Consider the following 13,205-nt stretch of genomic DNA (forward strand, 5'->3'; position numbering starts at 1 on the left):
CTCCTGTCCTTGGGTCAGAGCGGCTGCCCCATCAATTCCCGGGCAATGACATGCACGATGGGGCGGGCCTGATCGACTGTCACGCCGGGCTCAAGCCGCTTGTCATAAAGCATTGTCAGCAGTTTTTCGTCATGGCTCGTCAGCAGGGCAAACTCGTCATCATCATTGAAGATCGATGGGCGTGCTGCCGGGCTATCGTTCGACAATCCCAGCCCCTGTGCGATTTCTTCGTGGATACAGCTGCGACGGACCAGATCAGTCAATTCGGCCCGGATCAACGCAACGGCGCGCACATATTTATACGGAGAGGCCGTTGTCGCCGAGGCAAAAACAAAACAATCGAAATTCGATCTCGGATTTGCGACCAGATCAAGCGAAGCCTGACTGATATTCGGGATCAGCTGTTTCAGTCGGGACACCACATAGGCGCTGTCGTCCTTGCCCGCGAAGAAGACGTGGAAGTTAGCGTTTCGGGAGACCACGGAAATCGGATGATCCGTCAGCCTCGCCAGGCGCGACGCAAAGGATTGAACCCGTTCCGCATCTTGTTGCCGTACGGCGGGCAGCACGGAAGGCCCAAACTCGGTCTGGATGCGCACCGGCCCCGACCACCGGCTGAGCTGCCCGTCTGTCTGGCGCGAACCGATGGAAACGTTTTGGGTCGGATATTCGCTGTAGAACGCAATCGTTTCGAAATTTCGCGCCAGATCCTGGGCGTCATAAGGTGTATCAGGACCGCCCCCGTCTGTCCGCAATAACCCCCGCACCAAAAGGTCGCGTTCGACACGCTGGTAAAACCGCGCCAAATCCTGACTTGCGGCAGAGGGCGGTACATAGGCATTCGCCGCAACAGAAACAGGCGCTGGGCGCGCTTGCGGTGGAATCGAGGAAGTCAGTGTTTCATCGCAATTGGCCAAAGCCAAAACCGCCGCCATCCCCAGCGCCTTTTTCAGATATTCGTAGGCCTTCACGCCACTCCCGCCTTTAGCCTGGAACTGCCGTACCGGCGTTGTCGCCGGTCCCGTCCCGTCGGGCCTTGGCAGACGCCAAAGTGTCGCGCAGTTCCACCTCCATCTTCTGCAGCTCGGCCTCGGCCGCGGCACGTTTGGCTTTTCCTTCATCCGCAATGGCAAGGCTTTCGTTGATGGTGCCGATCAGGTCTGCGTTGGCCTTTTTGACAGCTTCGATATCGAACACGCCGCGTTCCATTTCCTCGCGTATCATCTTGTTCGATTGGCGCAGATTGGCAGCATTCGAGGTCAAAAGTTCGTTGGTCAGATCGTTGGCGTCGCGCACCGCGGCGGCAGCTTCGGCGCTGCGCTGAATGGTAACGGCCTGTGCCAGTTGCGTTTCCCACAGCGGCACGGTGTTCACCAGCGTCGAGTTGATCTTTGTGACCAGAGACTTGTCGTTCTCCTGCACCAGCCGGATCGAAGGCAGCGACTGCATCGTGACCTGACGGGTCAGTTTCAGATCGTGCACGCGGCGCTCCAGATCGTCACGCGCGGCGCGCATGTCACGCAGTTCCTGTGCTTTCATCACTTGTTCTTCTTCTGGCGCGGCCTGAACGGCAGCTTCCCTTTCGGGGATGTCGTGGCTGTCCAATTCGGTCAGCTTTTCTTCACCCGCCGCGATGTACAGCGCCAGTTCATCATAGAAGCCCAGTGTTTTTTCGTACAGCAGGTCCAGCGATTTGATGTCCTTGAGCAGTGTATGCTCATGCCCCAGTAGATCGTCGGTTATGCGGTCGATTTGCCCCTGAACTTCTTCAAACTGAGCGGTGAATTTCGCAAATGGCGCGGCCCTGCCCAGCAGCCTTTCCCACCAGCTGCGCTCGCGGCGCACGTCCAGCTCACTGACCGAAAACCCGCGGATCGTGGTCACGATATTGCGCAGGCTGTCGCCTGCGGGGCCTACATCCTTGTTGCGCACATCCGCCAGCATGGCCTGACTGATTTCCTGCAATTCGGCCTGAGCGGAAGATCCGAAAGCAACAATCGAATTGGTGTTGCTCATGTCGATCTCGTCCATGCGCTTGCGGATCTCGGCACTCACTGGTTCGTCGGCTTCTTCAAGCGAGATAACCTCGGCCTTTGGTTCGGGCAGGGCAACTGCGGTGAGTTCCTGCACCAGTGTTTCGGCCTGAGCCGCCTTGTTCTTGATCTCATCGGACATGGGGATGTTCCTCGCTCAAATAATGGCCGGTCAGTCCAACCGGACGCCTTCGCGCTGCAGTCTTTCGCGCAGCACGTCGATTTCGACCGTCAGATCACTGCGGTCATCCAATAGCATTTTGCGCGTACGCGCGGCGAAATTCTGTTCTAGGTCATCCAGCAGCGCGACGTAGTCCGTCATCGCCTGCGCATCGCGGGTCCGGGCATAGACATCGGCGAACTTGACCGTCGCATCACGCGCGCCCTGTAGATAAACCGTCATGTATTTTCGCGCGCCCGCCAGATCGCGGGGGTCTTCCTCAACCGTTCGAAAAAGGTCACGTGCAGTGTCCTGAAACCGTTCCAAACGGGCTTCGATCCGGCGATCACCCGCGCGTTTGATGGCGTCCGTCATCTCGGAAAGACGGTTTTCCGCATCCTCAACGACCCGGGCAACGCGATCTTGCTGAAAGGTGTCAATTCCTTCCATGCCTTTGTCCTTCATCGGATCAAACCCGAAGGAGGCCGAGTGCAGCACGGTTGCTGCCGCGCCGAACAAGACGGGGGCAAGCAGGCTGACTTGTGATGCCGTTTCCGCATTCAGAAACTCGGTCCGGTACGACGCAAAAGCGGCACCCAGACCTGTCAGAAGGCTGGCAAAGATTTTACGCGGAAAAGCAGGTCGGCGGGCGGTTTTACGGGCGTTAAACGCGGCTTCGGCCCGCAGACCTTCGCGCAGCAAAAACGCAGCTGCCGTCAGCAGGCCAGCTGCGATCAGACCAATGGTCATGCCAATCGCGCCGTCGTTCAGCGACAGAAATACCAATGGGATCGCCGGTATGAACAGGACATTGGCCCGTGCACCCGCAGGTTCGACCCGCGCGCCATCGAATTGTCCACGGGGCTGAAGAGTGTCACCGGACGCCTTGTCCTGAGGGCTGTATTTGCCGCCAAATCGCTTTGCCATGCGTTACAAGCCCCCAAGCACGCCTGTGCACACGCCAAACAAAAGCACCAGCAATACGGCGTAGGCGAATTTTTGCACTCCGCTTCCGGACATCACGCTCCCCAAATAGCAGCAATCACAGAAAATTTAGGGGATACGCATGCTTGGCGCTAGGGGGAAGGTTGCCGAACCTGCATCACTTGCGGGGATTCTTGCCGATGGGCGGGCGTTTTCTTTGTGGTCGCGTCGGGCGTTTGGGGGCCGCTTCGGGTTTGGCATCCGAATCCAGGCCAAGTTGATCGCGCATAACGCGGCGGCGGATTTCTTCGACTTCGCCCGGCTTCAGATTGCCCAATTGGAACGGTCCGTAAGAAACCCGCAACAAACGGTTCACATTAAAACCGATATCTTCCATCGCGCGGCGGATTTCACGGTTCTTTCCTTCGCGCAGACCGATGGTCAGCCAGGCATTGGCCCCTTGCTGGCGATCCAGCGTGACGGTCATCGGCTGGAACCGCTCTCCCTCAATCACAAGCCCTTTGCGCAGCGGTTCGAAATCTTCGTCTTTCGGGCGGCCGTTTACCCGCACACGGTATTTGCGCAACCAGCCGGTCGCGGGCAGTTCAAGCTTGCGCTTGATAGCACCATCATTAGTCAGCAGCAGCAGACCTTCGGAATTCAGGTCAAGCCGGCCAACGCTCATCACCCGCGGCATGTCTTCGGGCAGCTTGTCGAAAATCGTATCGCGCCCTTTTTCGTCGCGGGTTGTTGTGACCAACCCAGCAGGCTTGTGATACAGCCACAAGCGCGAGGGTTCCGGTTCCGAGACCGGTTTACCGTCGACAACGATCTTGTCTTTTTCTGTTACGTTCAGGGCGGGGCTGTCGATGGCCTTGCCATTTACGGCCACGCGGCCAGCTTCGATCATGCGTTCGGCCTCGCGCCGCGACGCGACGCCGGCGCGGGCCAGGACTTTGGCGATCCGGTCGCCGGGAGGAGGGGTCTTGTTCATGTCTGGGCCATACCCTATCCCGCGCGCTTGCGAAAGGCAGGTTTCTGATGCAGTCAGGGGCATGATGTTCAAATCGCATATGGAACAGGCACTGAGTGAGGCGCGCGCTGCAGCGGATCGCGGGGAAGTGCCCGTTGGCGCGGTCATTGTCGGGCCGGACGGCTCTGTTGTGGCGGTGGCAGGAAACCGGACGCGTGAGTCGAACGACCCAACGGCGCATGCAGAAATCCTGGCTTTGCGCGCGGCCTGTGCCAATGCCGGATCTGAAAGACTGCCCGGACATGATATCTATGTGACACTGGAACCCTGCGCCATGTGTGCAGCAGCACTGGCGGCCGCGCGCATCCGGCGCGTTTACTATGGGGCGTCCGATCCCAAATCCGGCGGCGTGGCCCATGGCGCGCGGGTTTTTTCCCACCCGCAAGCGCATCACAAGCCCGAGGTCTATGACGGCATAGCGGCCAAAGAATGTGAAACCCTGCTGCTGGGTTTTTTCGCGGAAAAACGAATAGAAAAATGACCGGGATCTGACAGAACAACCACTGTCAGTTCCAGTCCAGGCGATACACTGTCTGCTGCCCGCCGAACCCTTTCAGTGCGACCGATTTTGGTGAGCTGAACCTCAGACCGCCTTCCGGGCTGACCAGCAATCTGGTCACGTCGGTGACATGAATTTCATTCGGGCCACTTACGTCTGTCACGCGCGCGGCCTTATTGACGACGGACCCGAAGAAATCCTCATCTTTCTGTATGACGTCGCCGGTATGAATTCCAATCCGAAGACCCAGAGGTGTTTCGGAATTTGCCAACGCGTTCTTTCTTTGCAGCTCGATTGCTGCCTGAATCGCATCCTGGACCGTCGGGAAGATCGACATCGTGCCATCCCCAAGGGATTTGACCAGCCGTCCCTGATGGGCGTGGATGAGGTTTTCAGTCAGATCAAAATGACCGGAAATAAGCTGGGCCCATTTCTTGTCGCCCAATTGCCGGGTGATATCTGACGACCCGACAATGTCAGTGAACATGACCGAGGCGGTTCCCTCGGTCTGATCCTGTGTGAACTCCTGCTTTGCGGCTTCGATCAGTGCATTCAACGCCGCATGTTCGATGCCGATCTTTTCCATGTTCGAGGTTGGGTTGGACACATGCAGCTGCACCATTTTCCAGACGCCGTCTTCCAGATGCAGTACAAATGTAAAGCGGTGCCAGGCTGAATTGCCGTTCGAATGAAAGGTCAGCGTCGCTTCGCAAAATGCCCAGCCCACATCCCCACATTCAAAAGCTTCCAGCGAATGTTCCTGCCAGTCATAGTCCGGGATTTCCTTGGTGTGATCCGCGAAGCCACGGCGAAACACCTGCCCGGACCATGCCTCTTCATCCGCCGAGCCCTGATACCGCAGGTGTTCCGAGGATGACAACATATTGACCAGCACAGCCCGATCCTTGTCATGAACGGCTTGATTCCATCGCCGTACAACTGCGATCAGTTCAGGTGAAGGGACAATGTCGCTGGTCATATCATCCCTACAGCTTTATCGCCTGCATAACCTGCGGTTCGATGACGTCTACACCCGGCAAAGCACCTGCCAGCGCCTGAGCGGATTGCTCAAGAATCGGGAAGGTCTTGTAGTGGCAGGGGATCACAGTTTTGAAGTTGAAGTATCGTTTGGCTGCATAGGCGGCGCCTTTCATATCCATGGTGAAGTGCCCACCTGCGGACAGGATGCCGATATCGGGTTTGTAGTAATCCCCCATCCAGTCCATATCCGCCATGATATCCGTGTCACCTGATACATAGACCATGCGGCCCTCGGTACTGATCATGAAGCCGACCTCGCTGCCGCCCGTGCGCAGGCCATCCGGTGTCGAAAATGTCGAGCTGTGAGAGGCCGGGACCATTGTTACCTTGACCCCGTTCAGGTTGACCGTACCGCCCTTGTTGAAACCAATGGTCTCGATGCTTTCGGCTTCGGCCCAGTACCCCATCAGGTCATATTGTCCCACAACCGGAATCTTCAGGTGTTTGGCCAAAGGCAGAACGTCGACGACATGGTCAAAATGTGTATGGGTCAGAAGGATGTGGGTGGCGCCATCAACGGCGGCGTCATGCTGTTCCTCGGGCAAGACCGGGTTGCCGGTCAGCCAGGGGTCGATTAGCAGTACCTGTCCCTGGGTTTCGATACGGAAACTTCCATGGCCCAACCAGATAATGTTCATAATTATTTCCTCCCAATCATTCTGTTGGCGGCAGCCTAACATCGGATAAGTAAATTTCCATGGATTGGTTTCGTGAAATAGACGGGTATTGCGAGCGGTTGTCTCCGGCCTACTGGGCCGAGCCCGTTAACGCGGTCACAAACGCTGCTTTTCTGATTTGCGCATGGGTCATGTGGCGGCGCGTGCGCAATCAGAACATGCCGCTGGCCAAGGTTCTGGTGGCGCTTCTGGCGATCATCGGGTTTGGCAGTTACCTGTTTCACACGCATGCGCAGGTATGGGCGGCTTTGGCGGATGTCGCGCCCATACTGTCGTTCATTTTGGTCTATATCTTTGCGGTGAACAAAAACATCTGGAGGATGCCTTTGGGGCTGGCGTTCGGGGGAATGCTTCTTTTTCTTCCCTATGCTGCTGCTGCTGTCCCACTTTTCCAACAGGTTCCGGGGCTTGGAGGGTCGGCGGTTTATGCGCCGGTCGCTTTGCTGATCCTGATCTATGCTGTTGCGTTGCGCGACCGTGATCCGATTCTGGCCAAAGGGCTGAAAATCGGGGCGTTGATCCTGATCCTGTCGATTGCCTTCCGTGCCCTCGATATGCGTCTCTGTGCTCAATGGCCGGTGGGGACACATTTCATGTGGCATATCCTGAATGCCATTACGCTGGGCTGGATGATCGAAGTGTATCGTGCGGCCCTCATCAGGGGCCGCTTCACCCAAACTCGTGGATCATGAGCATATGTCGTGGAGGCCTGTCGTGACCATCCTTCAGACTTATGATTCTGTCGGTGAAACGGCGCGGCCCTTTTCTCAGTCTTGAAAGGCCGCGGCCAGATGATCCGGCAGGTCGAATTCGCACAAAACCCGTGCGCGGCCCTCGGGCGACATCTTGCGGGCAGTCTTCTCAACGATGCTTTGGATTTTCTCGGCTGAGTGTTTCGCCGCAAAGGGCTGGAAATACCATTTCAGAAATACAAAGCAGATCACATCTTCCAGCGCCTGCACCTCTGCATCGCGTTTGATGCCTTGCTTGCGCAACATGCGACCCGCGGCTTCGGCCTGCTCGGCGTCATAGCCTTCTTGGGTCATCAAACTCATTACCACATCCGCGTGATGCACACCTTGCGCCTTGCGCCAGGCCAGATAACCCGCCCGACCTTCCGGGAATTCATCGCGGGCAAGTTTCCACCGCTCCACATGTTGACCACGCGCCGCAATCTGCAAGGCGTCGGACGCGCCCGGAAACAGTCGGTCAAGCTCTGCGCTCATCCGCTCGCCGTAAAGCTGCGCTTCGGGGCGGCCATCATCGCGGTTGGGGTCATTTGCGTTGGCCGCATCGATGGCATCCAAGACCGCTTGTTTTTGCGTGTTCATCAGCTGCTCCACTTGCTTGTCAGAACCGCAAGTGCCTTATGCAGTTCCATTTTGGTATTTGCAGCAATGCTAACGACTCGGATTGGGCTGTGCACCCTCGAATATGCGCTTTGGCCGGGTCAGAGAGGGGAAATCCGACCCGGCCGGAACCTGCGCGTCACTTTGCAGGCTTAACCTTGTCCTGTGTGACCGGTTCCGTCACAGGCGACGGGAAGGTCAACGTGCGTGTCAGGTTGCTTGTGTCGATACCCAAGGCCATGGCCGGTGCGGCCATAAAGGTGGCGGACAAGACTGCGGCAATCATCAGGGGTTTCATGGTTTTCTCCGGTTTGCGTTGTGTCGCACAATTAGAAATGAACAGTATAGTTCAGTTTTCAAGATCAATATTGAACTAATCAGTTTACTTTTTTGCATACCACTTATTCGGTTTTGAATGGCGGGTGTCATGTGGGGGATCAAAAACTCGCCACGGCCTGTGGTGCAGCGGTCTTGCGACTGCCGCGACAGACAGGTAAACGCCCCATAACGTAGATGAGGGAAGCCGATGTCGATTGACCAAAGCACCGCCGCCAAAGTGGCCAAACTGGCCCGGATCAAGGTCGAGGATGACGCGCTCCCGGCGCTGGCATCCGAGTTCAACACCATCCTCGGGTTCATCGAACAGCTGAACGAAGTGGATGTCGAAGGTGTCGAGCCGATGGTCTCGGTCACGCCGATGCGGCTGAAACGCCGTAAGGACGAGGTGACCGACGGCAACCAGCAGGACAAGGTTCTGGCCAACGCCCCTGATGCCCGCGAAGGGTTCTTCGCAGTCCCTAAAGTGGTGGAGTAAGACATGAGCGATCTGAACAAACTGGGTCTGGCCGAGGCACGCGATGCCCTGCGTTCCGGTGACGTCACTTCTGTCGAGCTGACTGACGCCTGCCTGAAAGCCATTGACGAGGCAGATGCGCTGAACGCTTTTGTCCACAAGACGCCGGAAATTGCGATGGAACGCGCCAAGGCCGCGGATGAGCGGATCCAGCGTGGCGACGCACCGTCGATGTGTGGCCTGCCGATCGGTATCAAGGATCTGTTTTGCACCAAGGGTGTGCCGTCGCAGGCGGCGTCGAAAATCCTGGAAGGGTTCAAGCCGGAATACGAATCCACTGTTTCACAGCAACTGGCCGACGCAGGCGCGGTGATGCTGGGTAAACTGAACATGGACGAATTCGCCATGGGATCGTCCAACGAAACTTCGACCTATGGCAATGCGGTCAGCCCGTGGCGCCGTGGCAACGATGATGCGCATCTGACACCGGGTGGCTCCTCTGGCGGCTCTGCGTCTGCCGTGGCTGCTGATTTGTGCCTGGCGGCGACAGGTACCGACACCGGAGGCTCGATCCGCCAGCCTGCGGCCTTTGTTGGCATCACGGGCATCAAACCCACCTATGGTCGTTGCTCTCGTTGGGGCATCGTCGCCTTTGCGTCCTCGCTGGATCAGGCAGGACCAATGACCAAGAACGTACGTGATGCAGCAATCATGCTGGAAACCATGTGCGGGCATGACCCCAAGGATTCGACCAGTGCCGAACTGGCCGTCCCGAATTTCGAGGCCATGCTGACTGGTGACATCAAGGGCAAGAAGATCGGTATCCCGAAAGAGTACCGTATGGACGGCATGCCCGCCGAGATCGAAAAACTCTGGGCCGATGGCGCAGCGATGCTGAAAGCCGCGGGTGCCGAGATTGTCGATATCTCGCTTCCGCATACCAAATACGCGCTGCCCGCCTATTACGTGATTGCCCCGGCCGAGGCGTCTTCGAACCTCGCCCGTTATGACGGTGTTCGCTATGGCCGCCGCGCACAGCTGGCGCAGGGCGATGGCATCACTGAGATGTACGAAAAGACTCGCGCCGAAGGCTTTGGCCCCGAGGTGCAGCGCCGCGTGATGGTCGGCACATATGTGCTGTCCGCAGGTTTCTATGATGCCTATTACAACCGCGCGCGCCGGGTCCGGACCCTGATCAAGAAAGACTTCGAAGACGTGTTTGCCGCGGGCATCGATGCCATTCTGACACCGGCAACCCCTTCGGCGGCGTTCGGTCTGGGGGAAATGACCGAGGCGGACCCTGTTCAAATGTATTTGAACGACGTCTTTACAGTTACCGTGAACCTCGCTGGCTTGCCCGGTATCTCGGTCCCCGCAGGCCTGGATGCACAAGGTCTTCCATTGGGGTTGCAGCTGATCGGGCGCCCGTGGGAAGAAGGTGACTTGCTCAACACCGCTTATGCGCTGGAAAACGCAGCCGGATTTGTGGCCAAGCCCGGCAAATGGTGGTAAGCCTTCGGGAAAGTGGATTACCAAAAACGGAGCCAAACAATGCGTGTTTTGCTTTTGGTCCCGGCCCTGACACTGGCTGCGGCCTGCACCAATGTCGCGCCGTTGACCAGCACGGGTTTCAACACGCCTGAATATCAGGCGCGGCGCGAGGCTCAATTGGCCGGCCAGGGTGGAGCGGTCAATCCGCTGCTGGCTCCGGTCGATGTTTCCCAGCAACCACTGGGCGCGTCAGGAGCATCAACCTTTGCAACGGGTGAGAATGCGGACATCGCCAACCAGACTGCCGCAGCGTTGGCCAGCACGTCTGGGCAATCCGCGGTCCCCGCGTCGCCGGCTTCCGGCTCCAGCAGCAGTGCGATCTCTGACGAGCAGGACTTCGCGGCCGTGTCCGAGAGGCGCAGCATCCAATCCGATGCCGCGCGGATTGAACAAAACCGCCAGACCTACGAAGTTGTCGCACCAACCGCCGTGCCTGAGCGCACGGCGAGCGGCCAGCCGAATATCGTACAATATGCGCTAAGCACCTCCAATCCGGTGGGCACGCAACTCTACAGCCGCTCCGGTTTCAACCTGCAAGCCAAGGCACAGCGGAACTGTGCGCAATTCCCGTCACCGGATCAGGCTCAGATCGAATTCCTGTCCAACGGCGGTCCGCAACGTGACCGCAAGGGTCTGGACCCAGACGGCGACGGCTATGCCTGTGGCTGGGACCCCAGCCCGTTCCGCAGTGCCGTTAACAACTGACGCCCTGACGCCGATCTGGCATCCGTCTCCGAATTTCGGCAAGCGCCGGGGCGGGTTGGTGCCATTCTTGATCGTGATCCACTATACGGCCATGGACAGTGCACTGGCGGCTCTGGATCGCCTGTGCGACCCGGCTTCCGAGGTTTCGGCCCATTACCTGATCGGCAATGACGGCACCCTTTGGCAAATGGTGCGGGAAGAAGATCGCGCCTGGCATGCCGGGGCAGGGGAATGGGGCGGCAAGGACGACATCAACTCGCGCTCGGTTGGGATCGAACTGGATAACACCGGCAAACATCCGTTTTCGCAGCCGCAAATGGCGGTGTTGGAACAGCTGTTGCCCCTGATCATGACCCGCTGGTCCATTACTCCGTCCGGAGTTATCGGACATTCCGACATGGCGCCCGGGCGCAAATCCGACCCTGGGCCGCGCTTTGACTGGAACAGGCTCGAAAGGCAAGCGCTGGCCAAACCGCGCGGCACAGGAGTTGATCCGATGTCACCTGATGCAGAAGCATTTCGCGCCTCTGCTCGGATGGCAGGTTTCACCGCCCCCGTGGACGATGCAAAACTGCTGGCCGCTGTCCGATTGCGATTTCGACCCTGGGCGAAAGGTCCGCTGGACATGGCGGATATGAATGCGCTCACCCCGTCGGACATAACAACCTGATCCGCTCTTCATCTGGCCAAAAATATCCCGGGGTTGAATTGGCCGCAGGCCGAGAAGGGGCTGGCCCCTTCTCTGATCCGTCAGCTCTTGACGCCGCAGACCACAAAGCCTACCCAGCCCAGGCGCGGAGGGCCGGATGGCCGCTGGGGCGTACGCCCGAGAGGAAAGTCCGGACTCCACAAGACAACGGTGCCGGGTAACGCCCGGGCGGGGCAACCCGACGGAAAGCGCCACAGAAATCAGACCGCCCAGGGCCTCGGCCCCGGGTAAGGGTGAAACGGTGAGGTAAGAGCCCACCGCGCCGCTGGCAACAGTGGCGGCACGGCAAGCCCCACCGGGAGCAATGCCAAATAGGGTCCCCGCGCGGGCCGGTCGGCGCAAGCCGATACCGCCGCTAAGCGCGTCTTGGCCGAGAGGGACCGGGTTGGCAGCTTGAGCCGTGCAGCAATGCACGGCCTAGAGGAATGGTCATCGAAGGGGGAAACCCCGGAACAAGATCCGGCTTACAGGCCCTCCGCGCGTATCCTTTTATCCTCCGGGCGGCGTGTACGTCCCCGTCAACCTTGCGGCTTTCTCAGTGACCGAAACGAACTCGTCCGCGGTCCAGGCGCGAACCGTTTCTATGTTCGTGACCGCACCCGATGCCGCGACTGCCATGCCGACCGCCACAGCATCTGTTCCGTCTGGCGCTTCGCTGATCACGACCACGTCATTGCTGCCGGTCGTCATATAGAAGGACAACAGTCGACCGCCGACTTTCTCCAGTAATGCTTTCACCGGGCCGGTGCGGTTCTCGGGCTTTTGCAACATGCCTTTGACGCCAGCCTGCGAGTAAGTCGCATAGGTAATGAAAATGGGCATTGGAACCTCCGTATTAACGAAAATTACAGGGCCTTTCAGTCAGCCGACCCCGAAGGCTGTCACGTGTCAAATGTCAAAAATCAACGGTGCCATGATAAACCAAAGACCTGTGCCGATCAGTGTCACACCTGACACTGGCACCAACCACCTGGTCCTGGGTAGAAGCTTTTCCAGTGCCACGTAAGCGGCGATACCGACAATCCAATAGAGGTTCATTATCCCCCCGATGAATAGCAGCAACATCAGAGCCCAGCAGCACCCAAGGCAATGTGTGCCGTGCAAGGCTCCGGTTCTGAACGCGCCGAAGGGGCCGGGCCGGTTGTGACCGGCCAGAAACCTTGCGGGGCTTTGGCAGTAACGAAGACACGCGTTCTTTAAACTCGAAAACTGGTAAAACCCGGCAGCCAGCAGAACACATCCCGCGAAGAGGCCGGAGCGGATTGTCATCATCGGCCCGTTCGACAGCCCGATATGTTCCAACTCCCACTGCATTGCCGTTGCAGCCAGGCTGAACGCACCCCAGGTCACCAGATAGCCCAACAGGAAACACAGGCTGAACTTTGCCGCACGGTCTTTCTCAGAACCCATTCGCTTTGTTGCGGCAAACAAAAGCACGGCTGGCGCGGCACTTGGGGTCATCATGGCAATCATCATGATCCACCACATCAGGAAGATGAGCAGGGTGTAACCGAAGCTCCAGACGGTTGCGGAACCCATCTGCATGGGCTCTCCAACCGGGCCTGCCATGCGGGTCATTTCGACCGCAGACATATTCATCCCGACGCCGGAAACTGTGTACCAGGTGGCTGCAAGAATGATCAGAAGGACGCTGCCCAACACGATTGCATTGTCCTGCCTCAACAGCCGCTCAATCGCCCCGGCAGGGGCTGTCGCACTCTGTCTGGTCAT

16 protein-coding genes and 1 other RNA gene are annotated in these 13,205 nt (G+C 58.3%); 7 read left to right on the forward strand and 10 right to left on the reverse strand.

All coding sequences use genetic code 11. From position 1 onward, the window contains the following. Window positions 1-14: 14 nt before the first annotated feature. The 4 genes from ACR3FC_RS13825 to ACR3FC_RS13840 all read right to left on the reverse strand — a co-directional run bounded on the left by ACR3FC_RS13825 (window position 15) and on the right by ACR3FC_RS13840 (window position 4,111). Window positions 15-935: a DUF2927 domain-containing protein gene (locus ACR3FC_RS13825; protein ID WP_480476918.1), complete on the reverse strand. Its 921-nt coding sequence runs from the start codon at window positions 933-935 to the stop codon at window positions 15-17. A gap of 49 nt (window positions 936-984) precedes the next feature. After that, on the reverse strand, window positions 985-2,175 hold the full coding sequence (locus tag ACR3FC_RS13830; protein ID WP_480475735.1) for a toxic anion resistance protein: 1,191 nt from the start codon (window positions 2,173-2,175) through the stop codon (window positions 985-987). Between the two features lie 30 nt (window positions 2,176-2,205). Next, window positions 2,206-3,120 carry a 5-bromo-4-chloroindolyl phosphate hydrolysis family protein gene (locus tag ACR3FC_RS13835; protein WP_480475737.1) on the reverse strand — a complete coding sequence of 305 codons (915 nt, stop codon included), beginning with the start codon at window positions 3,118-3,120 and terminating at the stop codon, window positions 2,206-2,208. Between the two features lie 175 nt (window positions 3,121-3,295). Continuing rightward, window positions 3,296-4,111, reverse strand: a complete 816-nt coding sequence (locus ACR3FC_RS13840; protein WP_480475739.1) for a pseudouridine synthase — start codon at window positions 4,109-4,111, stop codon at window positions 3,296-3,298. Between the two features lie 61 nt (window positions 4,112-4,172). Here ACR3FC_RS13840 and ACR3FC_RS13845 point away from each other — a divergent pair, with 61 nt between their 5' ends. Then, window positions 4,173-4,631, forward strand: coding sequence for a nucleoside deaminase (locus ACR3FC_RS13845; protein ID WP_480475741.1), 459 nt, complete (start codon window positions 4,173-4,175; stop codon window positions 4,629-4,631). 25 nt (window positions 4,632-4,656) lie between these two features. Here the strand turns inward: ACR3FC_RS13845 and ACR3FC_RS13850 are convergent, their stop codons facing one another. Together ACR3FC_RS13850 and ACR3FC_RS13855 are read right to left on the reverse strand one after the other, a co-directional pair. Further along, on the reverse strand, window positions 4,657-5,628 hold the full coding sequence (locus tag ACR3FC_RS13850) for an adenylate/guanylate cyclase domain-containing protein (protein ID WP_480475743.1): 972 nt from the start codon (window positions 5,626-5,628) through the stop codon (window positions 4,657-4,659). Between the two features lie 7 nt (window positions 5,629-5,635). After that, entirely contained in the window at window positions 5,636-6,328 is a 693-nt protein-coding gene (locus tag ACR3FC_RS13855) for a metal-dependent hydrolase (RefSeq protein ID WP_480475745.1), read from the reverse strand. Between the two features lie 59 nt (window positions 6,329-6,387). On the opposite strand from ACR3FC_RS13855, the gene ACR3FC_RS13860 reads away from it, so the two are divergent. Then, on the forward strand, window positions 6,388-7,059 hold the full coding sequence (locus ACR3FC_RS13860) for a ceramidase domain-containing protein (RefSeq protein ID WP_480475747.1): 672 nt from the start codon (window positions 6,388-6,390) through the stop codon (window positions 7,057-7,059). Window positions 7,060-7,134: 75 nt separating this feature from the next. On the opposite strand, the gene ACR3FC_RS13865 is transcribed toward ACR3FC_RS13860, so the two are convergent. Further along, window positions 7,135-7,698: a DUF4202 domain-containing protein gene (locus tag ACR3FC_RS13865; protein ID WP_480475749.1), complete on the reverse strand. Its 564-nt coding sequence runs from the start codon at window positions 7,696-7,698 to the stop codon at window positions 7,135-7,137. A gap of 157 nt (window positions 7,699-7,855) precedes the next feature. Next, complete coding sequence (locus tag ACR3FC_RS13870) at window positions 7,856-8,014, reverse strand: hypothetical protein (RefSeq protein WP_480475751.1); 159 nt, start codon at window positions 8,012-8,014, stop codon at window positions 7,856-7,858. A gap of 228 nt (window positions 8,015-8,242) precedes the next feature. Between ACR3FC_RS13870 and gatC the strand changes: the two genes are divergently transcribed. From gatC to rnpB, 5 genes are all read left to right on the forward strand, one after another. Continuing rightward, window positions 8,243-8,530, forward strand: coding sequence for an Asp-tRNA(Asn)/Glu-tRNA(Gln) amidotransferase subunit GatC (gene gatC, locus ACR3FC_RS13875; protein ID WP_480475753.1), 288 nt, complete (start codon window positions 8,243-8,245; stop codon window positions 8,528-8,530). Window positions 8,531-8,533: 3 nt separating this feature from the next. Next, window positions 8,534-10,021, forward strand: a complete 1,488-nt coding sequence (gatA, locus tag ACR3FC_RS13880) for an Asp-tRNA(Asn)/Glu-tRNA(Gln) amidotransferase subunit GatA (protein WP_480475755.1) — start codon at window positions 8,534-8,536, stop codon at window positions 10,019-10,021. Window positions 10,022-10,060: 39 nt separating this feature from the next. Next, entirely contained in the window at window positions 10,061-10,765 is a 705-nt protein-coding gene (locus ACR3FC_RS13885; RefSeq protein WP_480475757.1) for a hypothetical protein, read from the forward strand. Further along, window positions 10,716-11,435 carry an N-acetylmuramoyl-L-alanine amidase gene (locus tag ACR3FC_RS13890; RefSeq protein ID WP_480475759.1) on the forward strand — a complete coding sequence of 240 codons (720 nt, stop codon included), beginning with the start codon at window positions 10,716-10,718 and terminating at the stop codon, window positions 11,433-11,435. The genes ACR3FC_RS13885 and ACR3FC_RS13890 overlap by 50 nt, the downstream gene beginning before the upstream one ends. A gap of 124 nt (window positions 11,436-11,559) precedes the next feature. Beyond that, an RNA gene (gene rnpB / locus ACR3FC_RS13895) (RNase P RNA component class A) lies at window positions 11,560-11,957 on the forward strand. A 6-nt stretch (window positions 11,958-11,963) separates the two neighbouring features. Here the strand turns inward: rnpB and ACR3FC_RS13900 are convergent. Both ACR3FC_RS13900 and ACR3FC_RS13905 read right to left on the reverse strand, forming a co-directional pair. After that, on the reverse strand, window positions 11,964-12,296 hold the full coding sequence (locus ACR3FC_RS13900; protein ID WP_480475761.1) for a GYD domain-containing protein: 333 nt from the start codon (window positions 12,294-12,296) through the stop codon (window positions 11,964-11,966). Window positions 12,297-12,362: 66 nt separating this feature from the next. Continuing rightward, window positions 12,363-13,205 carry a DUF2182 domain-containing protein gene (locus ACR3FC_RS13905; protein ID WP_480475763.1) on the reverse strand — a complete coding sequence of 281 codons (843 nt, stop codon included), beginning with the start codon at window positions 13,203-13,205 and terminating at the stop codon, window positions 12,363-12,365.

This window comes from Ruegeria sp. AF3 (assembly GCF_056536285.1).

Bases quoted from the DNA above. Each gene is read 5' to 3' on its own strand.
- ACR3FC_RS13860 (WP_480475747.1), top strand. From the start codon at position 6,388: ATGGATTGGTTTCGTGAAATAGACGGGTATTGCGAGCGGTTGTCTCCG.
- ACR3FC_RS13900 (WP_480475761.1), bottom strand. From the start codon at position 12,296: ATGCCCATTTTCATTACCTATGCGACTTACTCGCAGGCTGGCGTCAAA.
- ACR3FC_RS13825 (WP_480476918.1), bottom strand. From the start codon at position 935: ATGGCGGCGGTTTTGGCTTTGGCCAATTGCGATGAAACACTGACTTCC.
- ACR3FC_RS13835 (WP_480475737.1), bottom strand. From the start codon at position 3,120: ATGGCAAAGCGATTTGGCGGCAAATACAGCCCTCAGGACAAGGCGTCC.
- gatC (WP_480475753.1), top strand. From the start codon at position 8,243: ATGTCGATTGACCAAAGCACCGCCGCCAAAGTGGCCAAACTGGCCCGG.
- ACR3FC_RS13830 (WP_480475735.1), bottom strand. From the start codon at position 2,175: ATGTCCGATGAGATCAAGAACAAGGCGGCTCAGGCCGAAACACTGGTG.
- ACR3FC_RS13905 (WP_480475763.1), bottom strand. From the start codon at position 13,205: ATGACCAGACAGAGTGCGACAGCCCCTGCCGGGGCGATTGAGCGGCTG.
- ACR3FC_RS13865 (WP_480475749.1), bottom strand. From the start codon at position 7,698: ATGAACACGCAAAAACAAGCGGTCTTGGATGCCATCGATGCGGCCAAC.
- ACR3FC_RS13855 (WP_480475745.1), bottom strand. From the start codon at position 6,328: ATGAACATTATCTGGTTGGGCCATGGAAGTTTCCGTATCGAAACCCAG.
- ACR3FC_RS13850 (WP_480475743.1), bottom strand. From the start codon at position 5,628: ATGACCAGCGACATTGTCCCTTCACCTGAACTGATCGCAGTTGTACGG.
- ACR3FC_RS13840 (WP_480475739.1), bottom strand. From the start codon at position 4,111: ATGAACAAGACCCCTCCTCCCGGCGACCGGATCGCCAAAGTCCTGGCC.
- gatA (WP_480475755.1), top strand. From the start codon at position 8,534: ATGAGCGATCTGAACAAACTGGGTCTGGCCGAGGCACGCGATGCCCTG.
- ACR3FC_RS13845 (WP_480475741.1), top strand. From the start codon at position 4,173: ATGATGTTCAAATCGCATATGGAACAGGCACTGAGTGAGGCGCGCGCT.
- ACR3FC_RS13885 (WP_480475757.1), top strand. From the start codon at position 10,061: ATGCGTGTTTTGCTTTTGGTCCCGGCCCTGACACTGGCTGCGGCCTGC.
- ACR3FC_RS13870 (WP_480475751.1), bottom strand. From the start codon at position 8,014: ATGAAACCCCTGATGATTGCCGCAGTCTTGTCCGCCACCTTTATGGCC.
- ACR3FC_RS13890 (WP_480475759.1), top strand. From the start codon at position 10,716: ATGCCTGTGGCTGGGACCCCAGCCCGTTCCGCAGTGCCGTTAACAACT.